This window comes from Paenibacillus liaoningensis, from assembly GCF_059609455.1.
Genome location: NZ_JCAALU010000013.1, coordinates 142,020 through 167,550, shown reverse-complemented (window position 1 = coordinate 167,550; position 25,531 = coordinate 142,020). Strand labels below are relative to the sequence as shown.

The 25,531-nt window shown below is 48.6% G+C and carries 22 protein-coding genes; 3 read left to right on the top strand and 19 right to left on the bottom strand.

Annotated elements, in window-relative coordinates; genetic code table 11:
- Positions 1 to 81 precede the first annotated feature (81 nt).
- The 4 genes from AC6B99_RS20980 to AC6B99_RS20965 form a co-directional block, all read right to left on the bottom strand.
- A complete protein-coding gene (locus AC6B99_RS20980) occupies positions 82 to 561 on the bottom strand; it encodes a GAF domain-containing protein (RefSeq protein ID WP_496664144.1) in 480 nt (159 codons plus the stop codon).
- 3 nt (positions 562 to 564) lie between these two features.
- Entirely contained in the window at positions 565 to 1,860 is a 1,296-nt protein-coding gene (locus AC6B99_RS20975) for a homocysteine synthase (protein ID WP_494864215.1), read from the bottom strand.
- Between the two features lie 214 nt (positions 1,861 to 2,074).
- Complete coding sequence (locus AC6B99_RS20970) at positions 2,075 to 3,193, bottom strand: PdaC/SigV domain-containing protein (protein WP_496664143.1); 1,119 nt, start codon at positions 3,191 to 3,193, stop codon at positions 2,075 to 2,077.
- 124 nt (positions 3,194 to 3,317) lie between these two features.
- Entirely contained in the window at positions 3,318 to 4,745 is a 1,428-nt protein-coding gene (locus tag AC6B99_RS20965) for an aldehyde dehydrogenase family protein (RefSeq protein ID WP_056043717.1), read from the bottom strand.
- A gap of 241 nt (positions 4,746 to 4,986) precedes the next feature.
- Here AC6B99_RS20965 and AC6B99_RS20960 point away from each other — a divergent pair, with 241 nt between their 5' ends.
- Positions 4,987 to 6,225: an MFS transporter gene (locus tag AC6B99_RS20960; RefSeq protein WP_494881454.1), complete on the top strand. Its 1,239-nt coding sequence runs from the start codon at positions 4,987 to 4,989 to the stop codon at positions 6,223 to 6,225.
- A gap of 84 nt (positions 6,226 to 6,309) precedes the next feature.
- Here AC6B99_RS20960 and AC6B99_RS20955 read toward each other — a convergent pair whose 3' ends face one another.
- The 6 genes from AC6B99_RS20955 to AC6B99_RS20930 form a co-directional block, all read right to left on the bottom strand.
- Positions 6,310 to 7,323, bottom strand: a complete 1,014-nt coding sequence (locus tag AC6B99_RS20955; RefSeq protein ID WP_056043712.1) for an endo-1,4-beta-xylanase — start codon at positions 7,321 to 7,323, stop codon at positions 6,310 to 6,312.
- Between the two features lie 16 nt (positions 7,324 to 7,339).
- Positions 7,340 to 8,263: an ABC transporter permease subunit gene (locus AC6B99_RS20950; protein WP_494881458.1), complete on the bottom strand. Its 924-nt coding sequence runs from the start codon at positions 8,261 to 8,263 to the stop codon at positions 7,340 to 7,342.
- 20 nt (positions 8,264 to 8,283) lie between these two features.
- Complete coding sequence (locus AC6B99_RS20945) at positions 8,284 to 9,231, bottom strand: ABC transporter permease (protein WP_496664211.1); 948 nt, start codon at positions 9,229 to 9,231, stop codon at positions 8,284 to 8,286.
- A gap of 50 nt (positions 9,232 to 9,281) precedes the next feature.
- Positions 9,282 to 10,985 (bottom strand): ABC transporter substrate-binding protein, encoded by a 1,704-nt coding sequence (locus AC6B99_RS20940; protein WP_496664142.1) that lies wholly within the window; start codon positions 10,983 to 10,985, stop codon positions 9,282 to 9,284.
- Between the two features lie 339 nt (positions 10,986 to 11,324).
- Positions 11,325 to 13,052 carry a sensor histidine kinase gene (locus AC6B99_RS20935; RefSeq protein WP_496664141.1) on the bottom strand — a complete coding sequence of 576 codons (1,728 nt, stop codon included), beginning with the start codon at positions 13,050 to 13,052 and terminating at the stop codon, positions 11,325 to 11,327.
- Positions 13,053 to 13,073: 21 nt separating this feature from the next.
- Complete coding sequence (locus AC6B99_RS20930) at positions 13,074 to 14,756, bottom strand: response regulator transcription factor (protein WP_496664140.1); 1,683 nt, start codon at positions 14,754 to 14,756, stop codon at positions 13,074 to 13,076.
- 341 nt (positions 14,757 to 15,097) lie between these two features.
- Here AC6B99_RS20930 and AC6B99_RS20925 point away from each other — a divergent pair, with 341 nt between their 5' ends.
- Positions 15,098 to 15,415 (top strand): hypothetical protein, encoded by a 318-nt coding sequence (locus AC6B99_RS20925; protein WP_056043695.1) that lies wholly within the window; start codon positions 15,098 to 15,100, stop codon positions 15,413 to 15,415.
- An 88-nt stretch (positions 15,416 to 15,503) separates the two neighbouring features.
- On the opposite strand, the gene AC6B99_RS20920 is transcribed toward AC6B99_RS20925, so the two are convergent.
- Positions 15,504 to 15,731 (bottom strand): hypothetical protein, encoded by a 228-nt coding sequence (locus AC6B99_RS20920; RefSeq protein ID WP_200931695.1) that lies wholly within the window; start codon positions 15,729 to 15,731, stop codon positions 15,504 to 15,506.
- Between the two features lie 138 nt (positions 15,732 to 15,869).
- Between AC6B99_RS20920 and AC6B99_RS20915 the strand changes: the two genes are divergently transcribed.
- The gene (locus AC6B99_RS20915) at positions 15,870 to 16,922 is read left to right on the top strand and encodes a Gfo/Idh/MocA family protein (RefSeq protein WP_496664139.1); all 1,053 of its coding nucleotides are present in this window, start codon (positions 15,870 to 15,872) and stop codon (positions 16,920 to 16,922) included.
- Positions 16,923 to 16,944: 22 nt separating this feature from the next.
- Here the strand turns inward: AC6B99_RS20915 and AC6B99_RS20910 are convergent, their stop codons facing one another.
- The 8 genes from AC6B99_RS20910 to phnW form a co-directional block, all read right to left on the bottom strand.
- Positions 16,945 to 17,748 carry a histidinol-phosphatase HisJ family protein gene (locus tag AC6B99_RS20910; RefSeq protein WP_496664138.1) on the bottom strand — a complete coding sequence of 268 codons (804 nt, stop codon included), beginning with the start codon at positions 17,746 to 17,748 and terminating at the stop codon, positions 16,945 to 16,947.
- An 18-nt stretch (positions 17,749 to 17,766) separates the two neighbouring features.
- A complete protein-coding gene (locus AC6B99_RS20905; RefSeq protein ID WP_056043685.1) occupies positions 17,767 to 18,882 on the bottom strand; it encodes an ABC transporter ATP-binding protein in 1,116 nt (371 codons plus the stop codon).
- Positions 18,879 to 19,709, bottom strand: a complete 831-nt coding sequence (locus AC6B99_RS20900) for a carbohydrate ABC transporter permease (protein WP_496664137.1) — start codon at positions 19,707 to 19,709, stop codon at positions 18,879 to 18,881. Before AC6B99_RS20900 ends, AC6B99_RS20905 begins: the two co-directional genes overlap by 4 nt.
- Positions 19,710 to 19,718: 9 nt before the next feature.
- Positions 19,719 to 20,657: a carbohydrate ABC transporter permease gene (locus tag AC6B99_RS20895; RefSeq protein WP_496664136.1), complete on the bottom strand. Its 939-nt coding sequence runs from the start codon at positions 20,655 to 20,657 to the stop codon at positions 19,719 to 19,721.
- Positions 20,658 to 20,739: 82 nt separating this feature from the next.
- Entirely contained in the window at positions 20,740 to 22,119 is a 1,380-nt protein-coding gene (locus AC6B99_RS20890; protein ID WP_496664135.1) for an extracellular solute-binding protein, read from the bottom strand.
- 148 nt (positions 22,120 to 22,267) lie between these two features.
- Positions 22,268 to 23,626: an aspartate aminotransferase family protein gene (locus tag AC6B99_RS20885; RefSeq protein WP_496664134.1), complete on the bottom strand. Its 1,359-nt coding sequence runs from the start codon at positions 23,624 to 23,626 to the stop codon at positions 22,268 to 22,270.
- A complete protein-coding gene (gene phnX, locus AC6B99_RS20880; protein ID WP_496664133.1) occupies positions 23,607 to 24,428 on the bottom strand; it encodes a phosphonoacetaldehyde hydrolase in 822 nt (273 codons plus the stop codon). Before phnX ends, AC6B99_RS20885 begins: the two co-directional genes overlap by 20 nt.
- Positions 24,418 to 25,527 (bottom strand): 2-aminoethylphosphonate--pyruvate transaminase, encoded by a 1,110-nt coding sequence (gene phnW, locus AC6B99_RS20875; protein WP_496664132.1) that lies wholly within the window; start codon positions 25,525 to 25,527, stop codon positions 24,418 to 24,420. The genes phnX and phnW overlap by 11 nt, the downstream gene beginning before the upstream one ends.
- Between the last annotated feature and the right edge of the window lie 4 nt (positions 25,528 to 25,531).

The window sequence follows — 25,531 nt, the reverse complement described above, 5'->3', positions numbered from 1 at the left end:
GGCCCCGCCCATCAGAGGTGGAACAACAAAGAGCTCCAGAACGCCAATCGGCGGCCTGGAGCTCTTTATGCTGCAATCATTTTATAAATACTTCTCCAAAATATTCACAAAAGCCGTTAACGTCGCCAAATCCGTCTCATCAAACCGCGAGAACTGCGGACTGTCAATGTCGAGAACACCAATAACCACTCCATCCCGCTTCAACGGAATGACAAGCTCGGAATTCGATGCGCTGTCGCAGGCAATATGGCCGGGAAATTGATGCACATCCGCTACCAATACCGCCTCGCCGCGGCTAACCGCCGTTCCACAGACGCCTCTGCCCACTTTGATGCGCGTACATGCCGGCTTGCCTTGGAAGGGTCCGAGCACAAGCTCCTCCCCATCCAGCAAATAAAAGCCGACCCAATTAATATCGCTCAAAAATTGCTGGAGCAGCGCCGAAGCATTGGCCAAATTAGCGAGCTGGCTGGGCTCATCTTCGATAAGCCCCTCCAGCTGCTTCAGCAGCAGGCGTTCGTTCTCTTCCTTCGTTCCTGTATAAAGTTGTTCTGCAAACATCGCTTACTCCTGACTGATTTTGATCGCTTGCTCCAAATCATAAATAATATCGTCAATGCCTTCGGTGCCGACAGATAAACGAATGAGTCCTGGCGTAACGCCGGATGCAAGCTGGCTTTGCTCATCCAGCTGCTGGTGCGTCGTACTTGCCGGATGGATAATGAGCGACTTCGAATCGCCTACGTTAGCAAGATGTGAAAATAGTTCCACGCCATGAATCAGCTTTTTGCCTGCTTCTACGCCGCCTTTAATGCCGAAGCTGATAATCGCGCCTTGGCCCTTCGGCAAATATTTTTGCGCCAGCGCATGCGATGCGTGGCTTGCGAGACCTGGATAGCTTACCCATTCCACTGATTCGTGCTGTTCCAAATAATTGGCAACGGCAAGCGCATTAGAGCTGTGGCGTTCCATACGCAAATGCAGCGTTTCAAGACCTTGCAGCAGAAGGAACGAGTTGAATGGCGACAGCGAAGCTCCCATATCGCGAAGCAGTTGTACGCGAGCTTTAATAATATAAGCAATCGCACCAACAGCTTGCGTATATACAAGACCATGGTAGCTTGGGTCCGGCTCAGTCAGGCCTGGGAATTTGTCATTTTGCGCCCAGTCGAATTTGCCTCCGTCTACAATAACGCCGCCAATGGATGTTCCATGACCGCCAATAAACTTCGTCGCCGAGTGTACAACGATGTCTGCTCCATGTTCAATTGGACGAAGCAAATACGGGCTTGGGAACGTATTGTCCACGATGAGCGGAATGCCATTCTCATGGGCAACCGCAGCAACAGCTTCAATATCGAGCACATCGCCACGTGGATTGCCGATCGTTTCCGCGAATACCGCCTTCGTATTGCTATTGATCGCTTTGCGGAAATTTTCCGGATCAGAGGAATCGACGAAATGCACTTTAATGCCGAGCTTCGGCAGGGTATGAGCGAACAGGTTGTACGTACCGCCGTACAGGCTGGACGAGGAAACAATTTCATCGCCTGCGGATGCAATGTTCAGAATGGAGTAAGTGATCGCCGCTGAACCGGATGCCACGCCAAGTGCGCCAACTCCGCCTTCAAGCTCAGTAATCCGCTTCTCGAACACATCAGTCGTTGGGTTCATAATACGTGTATAGATATTGCCAAATTCCTCAAGTCCAAACAATCTTGCCGCATGATCTGTATCTTTAAAGCCATAGGAAGTCGTCTGATAAATCGGTACCGCACGCGATTGTGTAGCGGGATCAATTTGCTGACCTGCGTGTACCGCTAAAGTTTCAGGTGAATATTGTCTTTCTTGCTTAGCCATTATAAAAAACCTCCCAGAACGTTAGTTTTTCCAAGCTTACGAATATAACACCCTGCGTCATCACTAATCCTACCATTAAAGTAGGAATTAAAAACGATTATAGCAGATCTATGCAAAATTATACAGTAGGGAGACAAGCTTTCATACAAAAAAATATTCCGCCAGTCCTTGACAGAACTGGCGGAATACAGATTAAGCAATCCAAATTCTACTCTTACTCAAACGCCTCAAATGGCGTCACAAACTCCGGCATGCCCTCGGCATAAGACGTATACTCGTACTGCTCGAAAGCGATGGCGATTCCCTCATGCTTCAAGTAGAAGGAACGATTCGATTTAATGCCATCGAACGGTGCAATTAGCGGCAGCTTGCGTTCTTTAATTTGCTTGTTGATCGAAGCATTAATAATGGATAAGTATTTCGAATTGTAATCGGCAGCTTCCTTCAGCGTCAGCAGCTCGCCGTTATTGAGATCAAATGTATAAGGCACGCGGAAGGTCATCCCATGCGCTCCGCCCAGGTAGGAGTAATAATCCACATACAGGCTGAGGCGCCCCTGTTCATTATAGGTCACATTAAAAACGCCCTCGAAGGTCGCCTTGGGAAACGTTGTGCCCGGATTTTTCTTAATGTACGCTGCATTTGTGGCCGTTGCTTTAGTCAGGTCCTTCTGACCCGCCTCCGCATAGGACTCCGCTTCTTGCTTCAGGAAGGTATTAATTTTCTCCTCAACTGTTTTATCCTTAAGGTCTTCAATAACCGGATAATTGACGAGCAGCGTTTGCTTGTCGTTATTTTCCTGAATCGTGCCCAGCTCAACCGTAAGCTCATTTTCCTCAATCGTGTTAATAACTACGGTCTTGCTGCCTTTCTCATAGGAAATGCCATAGCCCATCCGCTCCAGCAAGAAGCGCAGCGGCACATAAGCCGAGCCTTTATAAATAAGGGCCGAATCGCCGTACGTCTTCTGACCATTAATTACATAGCTGCCATCCTCCGGATTCGCCGTTAGCTTGCGGCCTCTTCCATCGAGTGTAATCGTGCGGCTATTCACATTCCACGTAATATCCAGGCCCAGCTTCTCATTGAGCGAGCGAATGCCAATATAGGTGCTGCCGCCAATGTTAATCGTCGGGATGGAATATTTGTAGTCGTCAATGATAAACGGTTGCGGGACAACGCGATAAGTTTGCACAGCCGTTGCCGCTGCTGCCTTCTCTATGCCGGGAAAACCAAATGCGGCAGGAGATGCGCCTACTATAAGACTCGCAGCCAAAATCGAAGCCAGGGTACGTTTGTAGGTCATATTTTTAAAAGGATTCATATTCATCATTCATCTTCCTCTCCGTGAATTCATTATCATTGTAGACGCATATACCACCCTATAAGTTACAAACTGGCTAATAAAAATAGGGCTTAGGCGCGGAGCGACGAATCGCTCCGCTACTTGTTCCGGGCTACTTGTTCCGATTCACAATAACGAGCTTCATCTCCAGCATTTCTTCCACCGCATATTTAATGCCCTCGCGTCCTGTGCCGCTGAGCTTCACGCCGCCATAAGGCATTTGATCGACGCGAAACGTAGGAATATCGTTGATCAGCACGCCGCCCACATGCAGCGCATCCGCCGCATCAAGCGCTTTGCCAATATTTTGCGTGAAAATGCCTGCTTGCAGGCCGTAATCGGAGGCGTTCACCTGCTGAATGCCTTCCTCGATGCTGCTGATTTTATTGATCAGCACGATTGGCGCAAACACCTCCTTGCAGGAAACCTTCGCTTCCGCTGGCACATGAAGCAGCACGGTCGGCTGCATAACGCCTTGCTCGTCGACTCGGCCGCCAATAGCTAGCTCGGCGCCTAGCTGAACCGCTTCCTCCACCCAATCTATCGCCCGCTTCGTCGCGGTTTCCGAGATAAGCGAGGATACATCCGTATGCTCGCTCAGCGGATCACCTGTCCGCAGCGCTGCAGCTAATGCGATAAACTTGCTGACAAAGGCTTCATACAGCTCGTCCACTACAAAAATCCGCTGCAAGGATATGCAAATTTGCCCCTGATACGAGTAGGCCCCGGTTACGCACCGTGCCGCGACAGCATCGACGTCACTGTCCTTGTCAATTATGACAGCGGAATTCGAGCCCAGCTCCAGCGTCACCCGCTTCAGTCCCGCCTGCTTGCGAATGCCTATACCGACCTCTGGGCTGCCGGTGAACGTAATCATCTTCACGCGGGCATCCTGCACCAGCTTCTCGCCAAGCAGCTTGCCGTCTCCACTAATAACATTGAGCGCTCCCGGCGGCAGGCCAGCCTCCTCGAACAGCTTGGCAATGAAATAAGCGGACAGCGGCGTCTGCGGAGCAGGCTTCAGCACGACGGTGTTGCCTGCCGCAAGCGCGGGTCCCACTTTATGGGCGACCAGATTCAGCGGAAAATTAAACGGCGTAATCGCGCCAATAACACCAAGCGGCTCGCGCAGCGTATAGGCAAGCCGTCCTTCGCCACCTGGAGCAGCATCAAGGGGCACCATCTCGCCATGAATCCGCTTCGCTTCTTCCGCCGCAAATTGATACGTTTGCACGGTCCGATCCACCTCGGCGCGAGCTGTCCTGATCGGCTTTGCCGCTTCCATAGCTACTATGCGCGCTGCTTCTTCCTTGCGTTCCTGCAAGAGCGACGCCACCTTGGCCAAAATTTCCGCCCGGCGGTAGGCGGGCAGCTTCCGCATAACCGCTGCCGCTTCCAGCGCCGCCTCAATCGCTTGATCGGCCTGCTCGATTGTTGCGCTCGCTACCTCAGCAATTACCTCGCCTGAATAAGGCGAGCGTAATGAATCGTACTGCTGTGCAGCTGCTTCCTGACCATTTACATATAAGTTTTGCTTCATTGCAGCTCGTCCTTCCTCTCCCAAAAACATACCTGTTTAACTAGCCCTATGTAACTATTTATAACCATAATTCGGGCCATTGAAGCGAAATCCCTTCTAGCGTACCAGATTCAAGCCTCCTGTACATTCATATCCTTATACTTTCATATTGGCCGATGAAAAAGCTTATATTGAAAACAAGCGGGTGAGTCTATACAATGAGCAGGTACCAAATTTACTTCCCTTAAGGTGGCTATTGCAAATGTTCAACCGACTTCGTACCGTTAACAAAAATTATGCGCTGCAGCTCGCAGCTATTTTCATCGGCTTTATTGTGTTTGGCATTTCTGAAAATGTAAAAGGACCCGCGATTCCCCGGATCCAATACGATTTCGCCCTTGATGAGCAGCAGCTTGGCTCCTTGCTGTCGCTAAACGCGCTCGGCTATATGCTCGCCTGCTCTTTCACCGCTTTTCTGACACGCAAGTTCGGCGTCAAGCTGGTCACGCTGGTTGCATTCGGCTCGATGGTTCTCTCAGGCGTACTTATTTTCTTTTCCAAAAGCTATTCTTTCTTCGGAGCGTCCTATTTCCTCATGTATATTGGCAACGGCATGCTGGAAATTGCGCTAGCGGTCATCGGGGCGCGCATCTTCGTGCGCAATGTCGGAACGATGATGAATTTATCCCATTTTTTCTATGGGCTCAGCTCAACCGTTGCCCCGATGATCGCCTCGGGTCTCATTACAGTGAGCGTCTACGGCCATGTTCTCGATTGGCGCGGCATGTATCTTATTATGCTGTCGCTCTGTCTCATTCCGATGATACCGACGCTGCTGAGCAAATTTCCCGGCGATGATCCCGCAGATGGTCCGCGCTCCGGCTTTCGGGAGCTGATGCGTGATCCGGCATTGTGGCTGCTGGCGCTCATTCTCACCTTCGGCGTCGTCGCAGAGCTTGCGGTAGGCGGCTGGCTGGTCAATTTTCTGGAGAAGGCTTACGCTTGGAAAAATGTTTCCGCAGCCGGCATGCTGTCCGCCTTCTTCCTCTGCTTCGCTGGCGCACGGCTGCTGCTTGGCCCGCTTACGGACAAAATCGGCTTTAACTTGTCGCTGCTGCTCTTCGCCGGCGTCTCGTCGATCTGTACGTTTATCGCAGTCTGGGGCGGCGAATCGCTGGCGTTTCTATTCGCCGCTGCCGGCATTGGCATCGCCCCGATTTATCCGACCGTTATGGCCTTCATCGCCAAGCGCTATCCGCGCGGCAGCGAATCCGCCATTACCTTTACAGTCACGATCATGGGTATCGGCAGCGTTATTTTCAACTATTTGATAGGCGCAGTTACCCAGCTGGTGAAAAATAGTTACGGCGCCGAGACGCAAATCGGCTTGCTGCGCGGACTTCAAGCCGGCTACGGCTTCATCGGCCTCTGCCTGCTCTTATGCGCAATAACCGGCGTTTTCCTCTACCGTTATTTAGCGGCGCGCAAAGAGCTAATCTAGCAGCCTGTCCGCCTGCTTAAAACGGCCTGACCCATTCGCGGGGCGCAAGTCTGAGCTCCGTGAATCGTCAGGCCGTTTTTCCTGTTACCAGCTTGCTATTTTCCAGAAGGCGGGCTTTGGCTGATGCTGCTCATCGAGAACAAATGGCCAATTTTTCCTGCCTCTCACCGGAAAGTTATCCAGCCACGTATAATCATCCGCCGCTCCCCAAAATGTTACCGATGTCAGTACCTCTTTATATTGCCTGAATAAACGAAAAACCTCCTCATATCGCTCTGCCTGCCGCTCCAGCATTTCGGCAGTCGGCTCGCGCAAGTCGGTGCGCTGGTCCTCGAAAGCAAATACGGACATATCCAGCTCCGTCATTTGCAGCTTCAATCCAAGCTCCGCATAACGCTCAATCGCCGAGCGAATATCGTCCAGGCTTGGATCATGCACATTCCAATGCCCCTGAAGCCCGATGCCGTGAATCGGTACGCCCTGATCCAGCAGCGACCGTACGAGCCGAATGATTTTGTCGCGTTTTTCGGGGAAGCATTCGTTATAATCATTGTAAAAAAGCAGCGCGGATGGGTCAGCCTCATGGGCAAACTCAAATGCTTTAGCGATATAATCCTCGCCGATGATTCGCAAATAGCTCGAATCCCGCAGCCACACGCCGCTTTTATCCTCGATGGCTTCATTCACCACATCCCAGGCGTAAATTTGCCCCTTGTAGCGGCCTACAACTGCGGCAATATGCGCCTTCATCCGGGCAAGCAACGTTTCACGGTTGGCAGAAGGCTCGCCATTCGCCCCGGCAAACAGCCAATCCGGCGTCTGATTATGCCAGACGAGCGTATGCCCGCGCAGCTTCATGCCATGCTCCTTTGCGAAGCTGGCGATTTCATCCGCCGCCTCGAAGGTATAGAGATGCTCCTGCGGATGCAGCAGCTCAAATTTCATTTCATTTTCTGCCGTCACACTGTTGAAATGGGCGGCCAGCACCTGCTGCTGCGTCTTAATCGTTCTTCGATTGACGGCAGCGCCAATATCAAAATAATCGCCGTATTGTGCGGCAAGCCCCGGAATTGCATTTTCCTCTTTTCTATCGCTCATATCCCATCCTCCTCCACTAGCCCTTCACACCGCCGACCGTCATGCCCTTCACAAAATATTTTTGCAAAAACGGATATACCATAATGATCGGTACGCTCGCTATAATCGTCATCGTAGCTCTAATCGAGGTAGGCGTGACAGACGTCACCCCGCTCTGGCCGGAAGCGAACTGGTCGGCTGCGGTCGATGAGGTGGCCGCCGTATTCGACGTCTGCAATATTTTCATCAGCTCATACTGCAGCGTACTCAGCTCAATTCGCGAGGAATTGTACAAAAATACGTCAAACCAGGAATTCCACTGTCCAACCGCCACGAACAGCGATACCGTTGCAAGCGCTGGTACAGTAAGGGGCAAAACGACGCGCATAAACGTCGTAAACTCGCCCGCTCCATCGATTTTCGCCGATTCCAGTATGCCGTCCGGCAGCCCTTCAATAAACGAACGTATAACGATCATATTAAATACGCCGATGATGCCGGGAATAATATAGACCCAGAACGAATTGATCAGGTGCAGCTCCTTAATTAATAGGTAGCCGGGGATGAGGCCGCCGCTGAAATACATAGTGAAGATAAAAGCGACCGTGACAAATTTGCGCAGCACAAAGCTTTGGCGGCTGACCGTATACGCCAGCATGGCGGTGCAAAACACCGACACTATAGTGCCCACGATCGTCCGCAGTGCCGAAATCGTCGTCGCATAATAAATCGAGGCCTCATTAAAAATGTATTTATAGTTGTCCAGCGTCCACAGCCTCGGCCATAAATAAATATTGCCGCGAATCGAATCATTCGCATCGTTAAACGACAGCGCGAACATATTGATAAAGGGATACAGCGTAACGATCATTAAGCCGATCATAAACACAATATTGCATAAATCGAACAGCTTATCCGGCCAATTATAAAATTTGCTCCGCGCCAAACGCCCTTCCTTCATAGCGATTCCTCCTTGCTTTGTTAAAATAGTCTGCTCTCGCCAAGCCGTTTCGCAATTCCGTTAGCAGACAAGAGGAAGATGAAGCTGACGGCGGTTTTGAATATGCCCGCGGCGGTCGCCAGCGAATAGTTGCCCATATCCATCCCGTATTTCAATACGAATATATCAAGGTTGTCCGAGTATTCGACCGTCATCCCATTGCCCAGCAAATATTGCGGCTCGAAGCCCGACTCCAAAATATGCCCTAAATTCATAATGAGCAAAATGACGATGACCGATTTCAGGCCCGGCAGCGTAATATATCCGATGCGCTGGAAGCGGTTTGCACCATCAATTTCAGCCGCTTCATATTGCGCGGGATCAATCGTTGTAATGGCCGCAAGATAAATAATCGTGTTCCACCCGACATTTTTCCACACTTCCGCCGAGCCGATAATGCCCCAGAAATATTCGCCCTTGCCGAGCCATAGGATAGGCTGTTCAATGATATGCAATTTGACGAGCAAAATATTAATAATGCCCTCCGGCGAAAGCGCCGAGGATACAATGCTGGCCGCAACGACCCACGATATAAAATGAGGCAAATAGCTGATCGTCTGCACGACCCGCTTGAACAAAATATGGCGCAGCTCATTGAGCAATATCGCCAGCGTTATCGCCGTTAGAAAGCCGAAAACCAAATTAATCGTACTCATGACGATTGTATTGCGCAGCACCTGATAAAACGTATCGTCCTGAAATAAAAACTTGAAGTTTTTCCAGCCTACCCATTCCTGGTCAAACAGCCCCTTCGCCGGGCGGAATTTCTGGAAAGCGATCGTCCAGCCCCATAGCGGCACATATTTAAATAACACCAGCCATAGCAAAAAAGGGATGGACATCGCCACTAGAACCTTTTGCTGCAGCAGCTTTTTGAAAAAAAAGGGCAGGCGCGAGCGCCTGAGCGCTCGCCCCTCAACGGTTGAAATAGCTGGCTGTGTCTGCTTCTCCACCTGAAAATTCTCCTCTCTCTAACCGTCTACCAATTGCCTGCTACGCGCTCCTTGACGATATTCGTTATAAAGGACTCATAGCTTGCGGAATCCAGCTTGCCGAATTCAGCCGTATATTCGCTCCAGATGGAATCGAATTGCGCCGGATCAGCGAGCACGAGCTTAGGCAAATATTTTTTCGCGATATCGCTGCTCTTCTGTTCAAAAATCTGCTCCGGCGTGCCTTGGCCTTTATTAATGCTCCAAGCGGGGTACCACGGCCGTTCATCCGGCTTCGCAAACATTTCAGCAAACGTCTTGACGCCGTAGGCATCCAAAATCGCCTTATCCCCGTCCGTATAGCCTGCATAAGCGACCTCCGGCTGATTGCCTACCGCATAGGAGTTGCCATCCGCCAGCAGGGAGTTATTGCCGTAACGCGGCCAATTGTATTGGAAGTAGGACCAACCGAACTCGCGAGTGAACTCCGTGTCGTTACGCTCGCTGATTTGCTGTTCGTTCATAATAAAACGCCCGTTTGCATCGACGCTGTAATTTTGGTCTTTGATGCCCCATTGCACGAGAATTTGATTTTCTTCCTTGAGCATATTGTCAAAGTATTGGATAATGCGGACCGGGTCCTTCGCATTTACCGAGATGCCAATACCGCGGTTGTTAACGAAGGCAGGCGGATCGACATATTGATCCTTCGTATTTTGATCGAATACGATTGGAAGCGGCGTATAGCGCTTCTCGTCAATGCCCGCTTTTTTCAAATTGTTCGTTGCATCTCCAACCTGCCAGCCGTAGTTGAAATAACCGAGCACACGGCCGGAGGTCAGCTTCGCCAAATATTGATCCTTGTTTGCGGTGAACGATTCAGGGTCAAACAGGCCCTCGGCATTCACCTCATTCAGCTTCTGAATCCAGCGTTTCTCGTATTCGCTTGCTTGATAGGTTTTCGCTTCATGCGTAGTCATATCAACGAGCACGCCGCCGTCGTTCGGATAACCAGCCAGGTGCATCGAAGGGTTTGTAAGGGTAAAGAAGTTGTCAGCTACGCCTGCAAAAATAACGAAGCCCACCGTATCCTTGCCATCCACTTGCGGATGCTTCTCCTGATACTGCTTGATCAGGTCAAAATATTCATCCAGCGTCTTAATTTTCGGATAGCCAAATTCCTTCAAGACCGAGCGCTGCATCCAAAATGCGCCTTGGCTAATGCCCGGGTCGCCAATGTAGCCTTGGTCCGCGGAAAAAGGAAGATGATAGATTTTGCCGTCAGCCTGCTTGAATTTATCCATATAAGGTCCATATACGCGCTTAATATTAGGGCCGTATTTCTCGATTAGATCATCCAGCGGAATGAAGGCGCCGGCGTCCATCAGCTTATCAATTTCGCCATCTGGCACGATCACATCAGGATAGTCGCCGCTGGCGATCATAACGCCGGATTTCGTTTTCACGTCACCGACGATAAACTCCATTTTGAAATCAACGCCGGTCTGCTTTTGCAGCTCCTTGCCGATGACCGTATCGCTTGCGAGCGTATCCTTGTTAGCCGCAAAGCCGTAATACGTGAAGGTGACGGGCTCCTGCTCGCCCGCTGCTTCCGAGGAGGAGCCCGGACTGCTTGACGCATTGCCAGCATTTCCAGCATTGCCTGAATTGCCGCTGCTGCTGCTGCATCCGATCAATGCGACAGATAGCGTCGCTGCCAGTCCCATTGTCCAAAGCTTCTTTTTGACCATATTGGTATGACCCCTTTCAATCTATTGGTTTGTTTTTTGTAAGCACTTTCATTGTAAAACGTGGAAAGAGGCTGCGTTACCCTAAAAACTTTAGCTTTTACTGTGAAAACTATAGATCGGGTGAAGAGCAGAATTGGGTGAACATTGGGGCTGCGCTGCGCGAAAGGTTTGGGTTCCAATCGCCATTCCGCCTGAAATTTTTCAATTGGGACCGCTCAAGCGGTTAAATTTCAGGCGCAAAAGCGAACGCTATCGCTTCTCCACCCAAACCTTTCACATCCGCTTCACCCCTTGTTCCCCCTCCCCTAGTAGGATGGACAAGAGGGTGGGGCGTTCCTATTACGCACCCTTATCCATTACTGGGAGGCGGAGCTCTATGGTGGTGCCGGAGCCGAATTCGCTGCGGAGGGTGAAATCGAAGGCGTCTTTATAGCAGAGCTTGAGCCGGGTGTATACATTTTTCATCCCTACGTTGTCGCCCATCGCCCCGTCCTCCTGCAAATATTGCATCAGCTCGCTCAGCTTGTCCTCCGGCATGCCCATACCATTGTCCGTTAGACGGAACAAAATCCGGCCATTCTCGTAACCAATATGCAGTCCAATGAGACCGATGCCCGGCGAGCTCTCAATGCCATGAATGCTGGCATTTTCGACAAAGGGAAGAAAGGTCATTTTAGGAATCGTATGCTCGTATACCGCATCCTCGACCGTCAATTGATATTGCAGCTTGTCGCCGAAACGGTATTTCTGAATATCCAGAAAACATTCAATCAGCTCCAGCTCCTCGCGAACCGATACCCAGCTGCGCTTCCATATAATCGACTTGCGGAATATTTTGGCCATCGAATGGATCGTCCGCGCCGTCTCCGTTTCCCCCTTCATTAAGCTGCGCATGCGGATCGTCTCCAGCGCGTTAAAAAGAAAATGCGGATTGATCTGGCTGTGAAGGGCATGAAGCTGCGCTTGCCGCTGGCGGATTTCCAAATCCTTTTTCTGAATATCCGCCATATAGACGTCGTTGATTAAATTGTCAATCCGCATCGTCATTCGGTTGAATTCGCCCGTCAATTGCCCGATTTCATCGCGCGACTCCTCGAACGGAATCGTCTCGAAATGCTGGTTTTTCACCTTCTTCATATGCCTTAAAATGCGGACCAGTCTTACGTGGATAGATCGAGAAATAGCGGCAATAATCAAAGACGGAACGACAATGTTAATGCTCGCCAACAATAAAATGAAGGTGCCCGACTTGCGTACCTCCTGCAAAATAACCTTCTCGTCCATGACGCCATACAGCCGCCAGCCGTTTAAATAATTGTTGTTCGCATACGGCTTATTGAATGCAATCGACTTTTCCGGCATCGCCATCTGCTCAAGCCGCAGCGTCCCAGCCTCCCAGTCTGCCCCCGCCTCATTCGTATAATGAATGATTCCGTTTGCATTAACGAAATACATGCTCCCTTCAAAGCCAATACCAGCAAACAGCTGCCTGAAGGTTGCCATGTTCAAATCGCTTTTGATCAGGCTGTTGTATCTCCCGTCTCCGCTATTATTCAAACGCTGAATAAGGCTGATCTTATCTCCGCTATGGATGAGGACGGGATACGAAGCGCTCGTTAGCTTGAACTGGTTATACCAGTCGGCATCAAGAGCTGTATCATCGAGCGGCAAAATCTGCCCCGAGGCAAGCACCGTCGGATTGTCTGTATAAATGACTGTCGAGCTAATCGTAGAATAGGCTTGCTCCGACTTCATAAACACGCTTTTCATATCCGTAAACGCTTCTACATATTCCAGCTTCGATGTGTACGTGTGATCCAAATGCCCGTTCAGCAGCGGATCGATATAATATAAATAGGAGATGCCCGCCGCCTCATCAATGACGGATCGCACCTCCCGCTGTAATTGCTCCAAAACCATGTCCGCATCGCGCGTCTTCTGGTTTTTGATGTTGTTTGTGGTCACGTTGTAGAAGATGACGTTCGTCAGTACGATCGGAATAAACACCGAGCATATGTACATAACAAGCAGCTTATCCCGCAATTTCAATTGATTTAATAGATGCATCCACCTGCCGCCTCCATCCGTTTAGGTTTTGTCAAACAGGCCGTTGCGATAGTCGGTTGGAGTAACCTTCTCCAGCTTTTCAAACTGGGTGACAAAATAGTCCGAATTCTGGAAGCCAACCATCTCTGCCACCTCATACATGCGCATATCGGTTTGCCGCAGCAGCTTCTTCGCTTCCCTGACCCGAATGCTGAGCAAATATTCGTTAAAATAGACGCCATAGGTTTTGCGGAACAGCTGCCCCAAATAAACGGAATTCATATAAAACTTTCCTGCCAGCCCCTTTAGGCTAATATTTTCGTTGTAATGAGCCTCAATGTATTTCTTAACCTTCTCGATGCCGCCTTTGGATTGGTCGCTGCGAAGCAGAGCGATGTAGGCAGCTGCCTCGTTCGTAAAAGCGAGAAACAGCTGCTTCAAATCGCATAAGCGTGTGCCCTGCTGCTGCCAATTCATCATAGCGGGAAGCTGCTTCAGCTGCTTTTCATCCCCATTCATTTTGCGAATAATATTAATGATGCCGATGAGGAAGCGGACCATCGCATTCGATACGGCATCAGGAGCAAAACGTTTCTCGCGAAACGCCTGAAACAGCAGGTCGATGTCAGCGGCATATTGCTCCGGTTTATTTTCCTCCACCTTCTCAATCAGTCTGCTGTACAATGCTGCCTCCATATCAAAATAATAAAGCGGTGTTCCCTGTACACGGCTCGCATGCACAATAACTTGGTCCGCTTCAGCAAATTTATAGGCCAACGCTTCATTCGCCCCGCGGTAGGACTCTTTAATATGCTGCAGCCGCTCAACTGGATTGCCTACGTACAAAGTGACCGGATGTCCCAACTGATTTTCCAAGGTGCTGTGCAAGAGGCGAAAAATATAATGCCCATCGGAATCGTCCGCCAGCAAGCTGTTCATATGCAGCAGGCAGCCATACAGCCCCGTTTGCTGCTCATAGGTGAATATGGCTGGTGATTCGTGCTTTTTGTCCATTGCTTGACTGGATTGATTGAATGGGTTGGATTGGCTAAGTTGGATAAGGCGAATAGCCGCCTGGCAAGCGGCTGTGAAGGCTTTCGACGTCGTATCAGTGGTGCCCGCCATGTGGACTCCAGATTTTATTGCCGTTTCTGACGCTGCTTCTATTGCCTGGGCCGCGGCACCTGTATGCAGTTCAGCCAGCACATAAACATACGTGCCAACCTCCTCTAGCTCAAGGGCTGAGCATAGCGTCTTCATATCCTCTTCTTTAAAGCTCCCCTTAATCAACGTTTCAAAAATCGAGTCGGCAGCCAGCTTATCGCCCGTCAAGCTCGCAATACGCTTAAGGGCGAGCGTTCCGGTCAGCTTCTTCAGCGTCGCCGTAAGCTCGCCCTCATCAATAGGCTTTAATATATAGTCATGAACCCCATAGCGCAGCGCCTGCTGGGCGTAATGAAAATCGTGAACGCCGCTTACAATAATGAAGGCCGGACATTCCTGTTCCTTTTCCGAAGCTGCACGAATCAATTCAAGGCCATCCAGCATCGGCATGCGAATGTCCGCCATCACGACATCCGGATTAAGCCGCTTCATCTGCTCCAGCGCGTCCATGCCATTTTCAGCCTCGCCGCAAATTTTATAGCCCAAGGCTTCCCAGTCCATTAAATTCATCAGCCCTCTACGGACAAACATTTCATCATCCACCAGCAGCACCTTATACATTCGGCTTCCTCCCTTGTTCCTAGTGAAACTCTATAATTCGCAGATGTTGCTGCGGATTCCTTTATTATGCAGAAAAATAACTCAAAAAATGGTAGATGCATTTCAGATACGGTCGCAAAAGAAAACGCTTGCAAATCATTATAAAAGCGGGGCTTTTACTTTTTCACCCCACAATGTTTAGGATTTACTTGGAAGATTAAAGGACTTTTTTGGAAATCACCTTTCCTGTCCCTCAAATGCTGAGCAGAAGCCTATTTTTCGTATTTTTCAAAAAAAGGTTGATTAACCAACAAAACCGAGTATAATACTTGGTATATAACTTAAGCGGGGAGATAACGGACATGACAGTAGAGGCGTACACTCAGATTTGGATCAATGACCATTTGGATTTAATCAATTATGCTATGCAAATCGGGGATCAGGAATGGCAAGCTGAGCTTGTAGCTGCTTTGCAGGAAATGAATGTGCCGAGCTACCCTTCGGAAGAAGTCGTTAAGGAGCTATTATGGCGCCAGTATGATGAGGTGCTTCGGCAAATGCTGGCCATTTATGAGCAGCTGCGCAATAGCGCATTTAAAGGGGATTTAAATATAGAGAAACAGCTGTGGAGCCTGAAGCTTAGAAGAGTTAATCTAGCAAAACAAATCAAGCAAGCCTAGCGATTAGACAGTTATTTGGGCTGAAAATAAAAAAGGCAAGCAGTTGTCTGCTATGCCGCTAACTTTTATAAGGACCGACCAGCGAGGCTTAGGCCATCATTTCCTTTTTGTCGCGCATCATAGCCATCATACCAGTCATCATTTCGTCGCACTCTTGCATCTTGGACATCATCATGTCGCTGTCCATCATTTCTTTGCTGTCCATGGAATCCATCATCATTTTCATACATTTCATCTTGCACATCATTTCTTCCATACACATCATCATCATCATGTTTGTCGTCATTATTTTCACCTCCACTTTCAAATTCATCATTTATTTTCCTCCCTAATCATAAACCAACTCCCACAAAATAACAAGCTTTTATAGTTGATTTCTAATTACATACTGTGTTATATTTATATGTTACTATTCTCATTAGACTTATAGGGATTGTTTTAAAGGAGATAAATCATGCTAAAACCTGTACCTTTCGGCATCATCGGATTCGGCTGGAGAGCGGAAGCTTATTTGCGAATTGCCAAGCAATTGCCGCATTTATTTAAAATAATTGGTATTGTGGTTAGAGATTCTGCAAAATATGAGCATGCTGCTGATCAATGGGGCGTTACCCTTTATTCAACGCCGCAGGAGCTGGCCAAGCATTGTGAATTTCTTGTTGCAGCCGTCTCGAAAACTTCCATGCCCCACGTCCTGAAGGAAGCGGCGTTACTGGACATTCCACTGCTGGCCGAAACGCCTCCGGCTTTCAACGACGAAGGCTATCAGCTCGTTTCCTCGCTCATCCAATCCGGCGCCCGTATCCAAATTGCCGAGCAATACCTTTTGCAGCCGCATCATCAAGCCAGAACCGCCCTGATTCAATCGGGAAGCCTGGGAGAAGTACGCCACGTACAAGTATCGACGGCACATGGCTATCACGGCATCAGTTTAATTAGACAGTGGCTTTCCGTCACGGATTCCAGCTGCCAAATCGTTTCGCGACGTTTTGAACTCCCCATTCAAGAAGTGCCCCATCGAGGACGAGCCGCGCAAGACCGGCTGGAGACCGAGATTCAGGATATTTCCATTATTACTTTCGGAGATGGGAAAAGTGCCGTTCTTGATTTCGCACGCTCTCAATATTTTTCGCCAATACGACACAATCGCATACTAATACGCGGCTCTAAAGGGGAAATCCGGGATAATGAGGTAACCCGAGGATTAGGTGCCAATAGCTATGAAGACGTAACGATTAGAAGAATGCAAGACGGCTTGGAGGGCAGCCTTGCTCCGCTTTCGCTTCGGGAATTGCGGGCAGGATCAGAGTGCGTTTTTCGCAATCCGTACTACCCTGCCCAGCTATCCGATGAGGAAATTGCGATTGCCGAAGTTTTGACTCGCATGACGGCATATATAGCAAGCGGAGAAAGCTTTTATTCACTATCCGAGGCTTTAATCGATGTTCGTCTATCCCTGGCTATTGATGAGTCGATTGCTACCGGCCATGCGGTAAATGTGCTGTAGTTAGCTTGTTCACTTTCAGAAGCTAAATAGACACCGAATAAGGCACTCTGCCCTTAAATTGCACAACCTCTCGAATGTCATGGCTTTGCAGCAGCTCGATCGCTTCTGCGAAGCCTTGCTCTAAATGCCCCACCTGATGGGCATCTGAGCCAATGGACACCGCTCTGCCTCCTAAATCCACATACATGTCCAGAATATACGGATGCGGATGAATCCAGCCTTGGCGATAAAGTCCGGTTGTGTTCAGCTCCAGCACCTTTTGCTTTTCAATGATCAGCGTTAAAATATCATACAAAATAGGCTTGCAAGCCGCTATATCTTGTTCCTCAACCGGATAGGTCGTATATCTTGCTACATAATCCAAATGGGCAACGATATCGAAATTGTCCATCTGGTCGACAGCCTCTCTTACATGCGTAAAATAATGCTTAAGCCTTTGCTGAATCGGCAGATCATGATAGGCTTTTTCGGAAAAATCAAGGCTGCCGTCGTTATGCGCCGAAAGCAGAATGACGTCAAACTGTTGCTGAGCCAAATAGTCGTTTATGACGTCTTTATAATCGCTCCGATAGCCGACCTCAATGCCTTTGCGAATTTCCATCTTATAACGCTGTGTCAGCTCTTCCACTTCTTGCTTGTAGCTCTTCCAATCAATGAGAACATTCTGTTTGAAATATTTGCAATCATACTCTAAATGGTCTGTCGTTACGACAGCTGGCTTTCCCAGCGCAAGCGCATATCGCACAAGCTCCTCCAGCGTTGAGCTGGAGTCTGGCGAATAGGAGGAATGCACATGCTGATCGATTAAAAGATTAGGTATTGTCATCCTTTTCTCCTTCTCATTCTACTGAAACTGCAATAGATTGCGCCCTTCATCTGTCATATCGAACAAATGGATTTTATCCGGCCTTATATCAATCGAGACCGTCTCGCGTTCCTTTAACCGCTTCTCGTTATCGGTCAGCAGACGAATCATCATATCGGACTGGCCAGCCCGATCCGTCATTTTAACGAGCTGCCCGCTGCCTAAATGCTCAATCAGATCAATTTCGAGTCTAATCGATGTCTCACTTGGCTGCTCGGGAATGAACAGATCATGCGGACGTATGCCCAGCTTGACCGCCTTGCCAATATGCTGTGCCTCCAGCCTGCGCGACTGAGGAATTTCCAGCTCGAACAGCTCCGTCTTTACCCACTGCCGATCCTCTCTTTGCTCCACTATGCCATCAATCAAGTTCATAGGCGGATTGCCTAGAAAGCTTGCGACGAACAGGTTATACGGATGATTGAACAGCTCGCTGGGAGGCGCATATTGCTGAATTTTCCCGCCGTTAAGAATCGCTACCCGATCAGAGATGGCCAAAGCTTCCTCTTGGTCGTGCGTGACAATAATAGTCGTTACGCCTAATTTGCGTTGGATTTTTCGGATTTCATCCCGTACATCCAATTTCAATCGCGCATCCAAGTTGGACATCGGCTCATCCAGCAGCAAAATTTCCGGGTCCTTGGACAGTGCGCGCGCCATGGCGACACGCTGCTGCTGTCCGCCTGACAGCTGCGACGGCTTGCGATCGAGCAGATGATCGATTTGCAATATTTTGCTCGTCTGCAAAGCACGGTCGTAGGCGTCCTTCTTGGCCATTTTTCGCTCGCGAAGCGGAAACGCAATATTGTCTCGAACCGTCAAATGAGGATACAGCGCATAGGATTGGAACACCATTCCGATATTTCGATCCTTCGGCTCCACATGATTGACCAGCTTATCCTTAAAATAAATTTCCCCGGAGGTTGGCTTGAGCAGCCCTGCCAGCATCATTAGCGTAGTCGTCTTTCCACAGCCTGAAGGGCCTAGCAGCGCGACAAATTCGCCCTTTGCGATTTCGAGATTCAATCCGTCAACCGCACGGCCTCCATTTTGCTTGCCATCATAGTTTTTCACAATATTTACAAGAGAAATCATACCTGCTTTGCTCCTCCCAAATTCACCTTCAGGAATATTTTCTGGGTAAAAATATAAAACACGATTAGCGGAATCGTATAAAACAAACCAATCGCTGTAATTAATCCATAGTTCATAATGACATTTTCCTTCGTTACGAGCCGCGACAGATAGCCGGCGAGCGTCAGCATATTGTCATCGAATATAAACAGCTTGAATAGAAACCATTCGCCGTAGGCGCCTAAAAAGGCAAAAACAGCAATTGCCCCGATGCCTGGCAATACGTAGGGAACGAGTACCTTCATGAGCGCTCGAAATCTTGAGCATCCATCTACCATCGCCGCCCATTCCAAATCCCACGGCACCTCATCGAAGAAACCTTTCATAATATACACCCTGCCTGGCAAGGAGCCCGTTATAGCAACGAGGATAACGCCAAAGTACGTATTTACTAGATCCATTTGAACCAATATGAAAAACGTAGCGATAATGAGCGTGATGCCCGGAAAGGAGCGCATAAGAAACAGAAACTTCATGGCGGCCAGCTTTCCTTTAAAATCGAGCCGAGAGAACGCATACGCAGCAGGCACAGCAATGCCGATTTCAATCAATACAATAAGAAACGAATAAACTAATGTATTTAGAACAATGGGCCAAATCGCTGGCAGACGGACGCCCGCATACTCGACAGGCTCCTTAACAAAATTGAAGTTTTCAAGCGAAAATTGGCCTGTCATGCTATTAAAGGTGGCTGCAAGAAAATACCATACAATCATACCGATAATAGGCATCGTGAAGAGCAGCAGATACGTGTGCACGAGCAGCTTTTTTACAATCGTTGTCGACATATTTGCCTCCTAATCTTCAATCCGTGATGGCTTTATCATTTCATCAAAATCGAACAGCCTCAGCAGCCATAAGGTCAAAATAAGCGAGATCAGCACAACCAAAAGCGAAAGAGCGGCGCCGTAGCCATAATATTTTAAATGAAAGGCCTGCTGGTACGCATATAGAGATAACGTCGTCGTGTCGCGCATAGGTCCGCCATTCGTCAGCAGCAGGATGAAGAAATAGGAGGACACAAAGCCAATAAGATCGGATATCGTAATATACATTAACGGCCATTTCAAGGATGGAAGGATGATTTTAGTGATGACCGATTTTTCACTTGCTCCATCTACTTTCGCAGCCTTATACAAATCTTCAGGTATCGAGCTGATTGCAGCAGATAATAAAATCATGCCTCCTGAAGTTGTAGATACAATCGTAGCAATGATCACAATAGCCATAGCGATTTTCGTAAACCATGAGACGGGATCGCTGTCTGGCTGGAATAAGAGCAGAAATTTATTGATCAGCCCACCCTCCGTGGGATCAAATAAATATTTCCAGAAGGTTACATATACAACTGCAGGAATGATGCTCGGAATTAACCATAGGACACGGTAAATGACTGCCGTCAATTTGCCCTTTAAGAAGTACTGGGTTGCGATCGATATAAACAAACCAAAAAACAAAGAGAACACGAGCGTAATCACGGCAAATATAACGGTGTTCCATAAAATTTGCGGCATGCTGTAGTCGGAAAATATTCGCTTGAAGTTATCGAAACCAACAAAGTTGATTTTCATGGATGCATTTAAATCAGTGAAGGACATAATAATGGTCGCAATAGCCGGAAGAATAAAAAAGACCAGCACCAGAAGAGCAAAGGGCATAATGAATAAATAGGGGTACACTTTCTTGGCAAAAGGTTTCTTGTAAGCTGTCTTGGCTGAAGTTACCGGGATCTCCATAATGAGATCTGCACCTGCTTCCTATAAGCAAAATAGATGGAAAGGTGCTCCTGTCATCAGAGCACCTTTCCTTGTATCATCGTTATTCTACAATGAGACTGTCCGCTGGCACGTTTTGCTTGACATCCTTTTGGAATAACTCAAAGGCCTGTGCGGCGGTTTGCCCTTTCGTCAGAATGGCATCAATGCCAAGCGTAAAGGATTTCATATAGACCGCATAATCCATTTGGGCTGGGCGCGTTTTCGTAAATTCGATTAAATAAGCATGATCTTTGTAGAAGCTCATTTGCTGGAAGCGGGCATCCTCCTGCGCTGCTGCTGTTACAGGCAGCTTGCCGCTCTTAAGCGTATGATTAACCTGCAGGTCCGGATCCAGCACATGCTCAATCAATTTTTGAACATAAGGCATCTTCTCATCATCCACAGTAGGTCCCACATAGATCATCGCGGGATTGCTGTAGGATACAGGTTTTCCTCCCTGCTCGACCGACGGAACCGGAATCCAGATTGCATTTTCCTTAAACCATGCTTCATAGCCAGCCAAGTCCTCTTCCATGCCAAGTTGTGTACGCATCACTTGATAAAATTCAGTACGGGCAAATTCAGCAAACAATTCGCCTTTAATGAACAGCTCGGCAGCCTTGTCCGTATCAATCTCGGCAATGCCCTCGGTAACTACGCCGCGCTGCTTCGCGTCCTGCCAAAACTCATAAACCTTCTGCGTATTTTTCGACAGTACCATCTTGTTCTGTTCCGCACTATAATTGAAGTTGCCGAATGTATAATTCCAGCCTTCAAACCTTGTATCCTCAACACCAAAGCCTACTTTAACCAGCTTTTGCTTAACGGCCGCATCTGCAAGATCCACAAGCTCACTGAATGTGAAGGTTCCAGCATCAACGCTAGCCTTCAGCTCATCAATTTGCGTCGCTGTCCAGCCTAAGCCTTCCAGCGCTTTGCGGCTAATGAATACGGGAGAAGCATCCATATCTTGAATGACGCCATAGTAATGGTCCTCGTATTTCATCATGTTGTTGTAGGACTCCGGCATATTTTTGAACACGTCTGAAGTTCCAACCCAGTCCACATCACGGATGAGTCCAGCGTTCAGCTGCCAGCCAATATCTACGCTGGAGTTAATAAATACATCTGCTACCTTATTCGCTTGTGCCTGCAAAATCAGCTCATCATCGCCAATACCAGGCCACCAATCTATTTTCACCTGCACGTTTTCCGGCTTCAATTGTTCATTCAAACGCTTTTCTGCTTCTACAAAATTGTCCTTCCGTGCTCCCCATGTGTTCTCGCGTACGGAAATCACGACCTCTTTCATTTTCGCCCCATTGCTGGAAGTCTCTGTACCGCTATTTGCAGCAGTGCCAGAGTTTGAGCCTGTCCCACATCCAGCTAACAATGCGGTACTAGCCATTACACTAACCAATCCAAGTGCAAGCCTCTTCATGCTTTTAAACCCTCCTCGTTATCCAGTTATCACTGGCTTAACTAAACTATAAAGGAGAATTGTAAAACCTGTGTCAATTACACATTAATAAATTGTTTTTTTATTCTTTTAATTGCAATGATATTGTTTTCAAAATGATTGATCTGTTTTATTTTGTGAACACTTGCCCAAGTGCCTGATCCAAAATCGCGATCGCTTCTTCCATTTGTGGAAGGGTTGTAATTAATGGCGGAACAAGCGTAATGACATTTCCGCCGGATACCTTGAAGCTTAGTCCGCGGGACAAGCATTCATAGAGAACCTTTTCAGCACCTGCAACTTCCTTCTCTTTCGTCTCGCGATCAGATACGAGCTCTATTGCCGCCAGCATGCCTTTCACCCGAACGTCGCCGATTACGGCATACTTTCGCTGCAGCTCCTGAAGCTGCAGCGTCAGCCACTGCTCCATCTTTTGCGCGTGCTCAAGCAGGTTTTCCTGTTCGATGTATTCAATGGTAGCCAAAGCTGCCGCACAGCCTACAGCGCTTTTCTCATGCGTATAATGTCCGAGTGAAATATCGCCAGCAATATCTAGATGCTCTCTCGCAATAATGCCTGCCATCGGAAAAATGCCGCCGCCCAAGCCTTTGCCAATAACAACGATATCCGGAACAATATCATAATGCTCGTGAACGAACATTTTGCCCGTACGGCCTAATGCCGTCGGTATTTCATCCAGGATGAGCAGCACCCCATAATCATCGCAAATTTGACGCAGCCGCTGCATATAGGCAATGGTAGGAATCTGTACATCCGTGCTGCGAATCGGCTCTAGAATGACCGCGCACACGTCATCTTCCCGCTCCAGCATATAGCTTAAGTAATCGAGATTTTTGGCAGCTGCGGCTTCTCCTTCTCCAAAGATCGAACGATAGCTGTTATAGGGCATCATATGCTCCGTTCCAGACATTAACGGTCCGATCCCGCTTCTGAATACAGCTTCGCCGCCAATGGATATCGCATCCAAGCTTGCGCCATGAAAGGAATCCCAGGTGGATATCGTTTTGTGCTTGCCAGTTGCCCTGCGGGCTAGCTTTAGCGCTATTCCAATTGCGCTGGTGCCGCCTGGCGTAAACAGCACCTTGTTCAAATCTCCCGGCGCAAGCTGGACTAGCTTCTGGGCCAGTTGAATAGCAACCTGGCTCGTATAGCGGCGCGGCAGAAACGGCAGCTGCTGCATCTGTTTCATGATGGCATTCATCACATACTCATTTTTGTAGCCGACCTGATGAACGCTGTTTCCATGAAAATCAATCACCTTGCGTCCGTCCTGATCCTCAATGTAAATGCCTTCTGCATTTACGATGACATTTAAGCATGGCGTAGACATAGACTGATGAAGAAAAAGCTTGCTGTCCTGTTCGAGTACAGCAAGCGTTTCTTCGCTTAGATGCTCATCCTGCCAAGCTTGACGGGCATCCGTTCCATTGATATCTCCTTCTATGCGGCTATTGATGCGGTTTGGCATAGGGCAGCTCCTCCCTCATCAAACGTTCATTGATTTGCTCGATCATTGCTGGCAGCTCGGACATGTCCTCAATAACGGCATGGGCTCCTGCTTCCATATAGCTCTGGCTCACAGCAGCAATAATATGGCGTTCTTCCTCTGGCGTCAGCTGCAGCGCCTCTGCCTCCGTAAAGCCCAGCATGGAGCTGCCCTTCACAATGCCAATCGCCCATACGCCAGCACTATTCGCCTCTTGTATGTCAGAAATCGTATCGCCAACCTTTACAACTTGCGCATGATGGCGAAGGCCAAGCTGCTTCATATTCTCATAGATCATATAGGGATACGGTCTGCCTTTGTCCATGACAAGATCAGGTGTTACCCAATGATCGGGTTCATAGCCGCATTCCTTAGCTGCTTTCGCCACGATGGACAGCATGGTGGACGTGTAGCCTGTCGTCGCTCCGATTTTTAAGCCTTGCTGTCTCAGCTGCCGTATCGTCTCTACAACATATGGGTTTGGTTTTCCGTATTGCGAAAGGATAGCCAGCAATCTAGGCTCGAACTGGTCATGCAGCTCATTAATATCCGTCTCCGTATAGCTGCGGCCAAATTTTGCTTGAAAAACAGCTTCTATTCTCGGCATTTGCAGCAGCGATTGAATATGATCCCGCTTCAGCTGCCCCATAGGAACGCGAACCTCTTCCACCGTAACTGGAATGCCTAGCTCCTCAAAAACATCCATAAACACCTGCACGGGTGCAAAACAGCCGTAATCAATGGTCGTCCCGGCCCAATCTAAAATAACACCTTCAATTTTCATAGTTGACCTCTCCAACATAACGTAATACTTGCTCACTTAAACGCTCCATATCCTTTGCATGCACGTCCCCGATATTTCCGATTCGAAATACCTGGGCGTCTGTCAGTTTGCCAGGATAGATAACAAGGCCAGCCAGCTTCAAGAAGCTATAAAAATGTTCAAATTCAAAAGGGATATGCGTCGGATACAAGAAGGTTGTAATAATCGGAGATTGCAGCTCTCTAGGCAAGTAAGCCGTAAAGCCAGCTAGCGTCAGCCCTTCCACAACGATTTGCTGGTTGGTACAATACCTTGCATGGCGTGCCTCCACACCGCCTTCTTCAGCCAGCTCCTCTAGTGCCTGTGCAAATGCGTGTACGACATGCGTTGGCGAAGTAAAGCGCCATTTGCCGGAGTCGTTCTCCATCGTCTCCCACTGGTCATATAAATCGAGCGATAACGAGCGCGCTCTCCCTTTGCATTTCATAAGCTCCTCCCTTTTGCAAAGCATAAAGCTGAAGCCTGGAACACCTTGAATGCATTTATTGGCGCTGCTAATGATAAAGTCGATTTGCAGTTCCTCTACCCCAATCGGAATGCCGCCAAAGCTGCTCATGGCATCGATGATTGCAATTCGATGATTTCGCTTAATGACCTCCATTACCGCCTCCAGCGGATTCAAAATGCCGGTTGTCGTCTCGCAATGGACCATAGCGATATGCGTAATTGATGAATCCTCAATAAGCTTCCTCTCAACGACTTGAGGATCTATCTGCTCATTCGCTTCAAACTCAAGGGATGCATGTGGAATATGGAGCACCTTTGCTATATCCTCCATGCGCTTCCCGTAGGCGCCATTTTGCAAAATAAGCAGCTTGCCATCATTCGGGATGACTGAGCCAAGCGTCGCTTCAACCCCAAAGGTGCCGCTGCCCTGCATGAACAGAGCCGTGTAGTGCTCCTGAGATGCGCGGCCAATCTCTAGCAGCTGCTGACGAATCTGCTGGACAATGGCTTTATAGTCATGATCCCACGTGCACCAATCCTTTAACATCGCCTCTTTGACCGTTAATGTTGTGGATAAGGGACCCGGCGTCAATAATACATATGGATTGCTCATAGCT

Coding starts and splice junctions, on each gene's coding strand:
- AC6B99_RS20885 (WP_496664134.1), bottom strand. CDS start 23,626: ATGCCAAACCGCATCAATAGCCGCATAGAAGGAGATATCAATGGAACG.
- AC6B99_RS20975 (WP_494864215.1), bottom strand. CDS start 1,860: ATGGCTAAGCAAGAAAGACAATATTCACCTGAAACTTTAGCGGTACAC.
- AC6B99_RS20980 (WP_496664144.1), bottom strand. CDS start 561: ATGTTTGCAGAACAACTTTATACAGGAACGAAGGAAGAGAACGAACGC.
- AC6B99_RS20905 (WP_056043685.1), bottom strand. CDS start 18,882: ATGATTTCTCTTGTAAATATTGTGAAAAACTATGATGGCAAGCAAAAT.
- AC6B99_RS20910 (WP_496664138.1), bottom strand. CDS start 17,748: ATGACAATACCTAATCTTTTAATCGATCAGCATGTGCATTCCTCCTAT.
- AC6B99_RS20895 (WP_496664136.1), bottom strand. CDS start 20,657: ATGGAGATCCCGGTAACTTCAGCCAAGACAGCTTACAAGAAACCTTTT.
- AC6B99_RS20935 (WP_496664141.1), bottom strand. CDS start 13,052: ATGCATCTATTAAATCAATTGAAATTGCGGGATAAGCTGCTTGTTATG.
- AC6B99_RS20915 (WP_496664139.1), top strand. CDS start 15,870: ATGCTAAAACCTGTACCTTTCGGCATCATCGGATTCGGCTGGAGAGCG.
- AC6B99_RS20925 (WP_056043695.1), top strand. CDS start 15,098: ATGACAGTAGAGGCGTACACTCAGATTTGGATCAATGACCATTTGGAT.
- AC6B99_RS20950 (WP_494881458.1), bottom strand. CDS start 8,263: ATGAAGGAAGGGCGTTTGGCGCGGAGCAAATTTTATAATTGGCCGGAT.
- phnX (WP_496664133.1), bottom strand. CDS start 24,428: ATGAAAATTGAAGGTGTTATTTTAGATTGGGCCGGGACGACCATTGAT.
- AC6B99_RS20920 (WP_200931695.1), bottom strand. CDS start 15,731: ATGATGAATTTGAAAGTGGAGGTGAAAATAATGACGACAAACATGATG.
- AC6B99_RS20955 (WP_056043712.1), bottom strand. CDS start 7,323: ATGAGCGATAGAAAAGAGGAAAATGCAATTCCGGGGCTTGCCGCACAA.
- AC6B99_RS20965 (WP_056043717.1), bottom strand. CDS start 4,745: ATGAAGCAAAACTTATATGTAAATGGTCAGGAAGCAGCTGCACAGCAG.
- AC6B99_RS20940 (WP_496664142.1), bottom strand. CDS start 10,985: ATGGTCAAAAAGAAGCTTTGGACAATGGGACTGGCAGCGACGCTATCT.
- phnW (WP_496664132.1), bottom strand. CDS start 25,527: ATGAGCAATCCATATGTATTATTGACGCCGGGTCCCTTATCCACAACA.
- AC6B99_RS20890 (WP_496664135.1), bottom strand. CDS start 22,119: ATGAAGAGGCTTGCACTTGGATTGGTTAGTGTAATGGCTAGTACCGCA.
- AC6B99_RS20900 (WP_496664137.1), bottom strand. CDS start 19,709: ATGTCGACAACGATTGTAAAAAAGCTGCTCGTGCACACGTATCTGCTG.
- AC6B99_RS20970 (WP_496664143.1), bottom strand. CDS start 3,193: ATGATGAATATGAATCCTTTTAAAAATATGACCTACAAACGTACCCTG.
- AC6B99_RS20930 (WP_496664140.1), bottom strand. CDS start 14,756: ATGTATAAGGTGCTGCTGGTGGATGATGAAATGTTTGTCCGTAGAGGG.
- AC6B99_RS20960 (WP_494881454.1), top strand. CDS start 4,987: ATGTTCAACCGACTTCGTACCGTTAACAAAAATTATGCGCTGCAGCTC.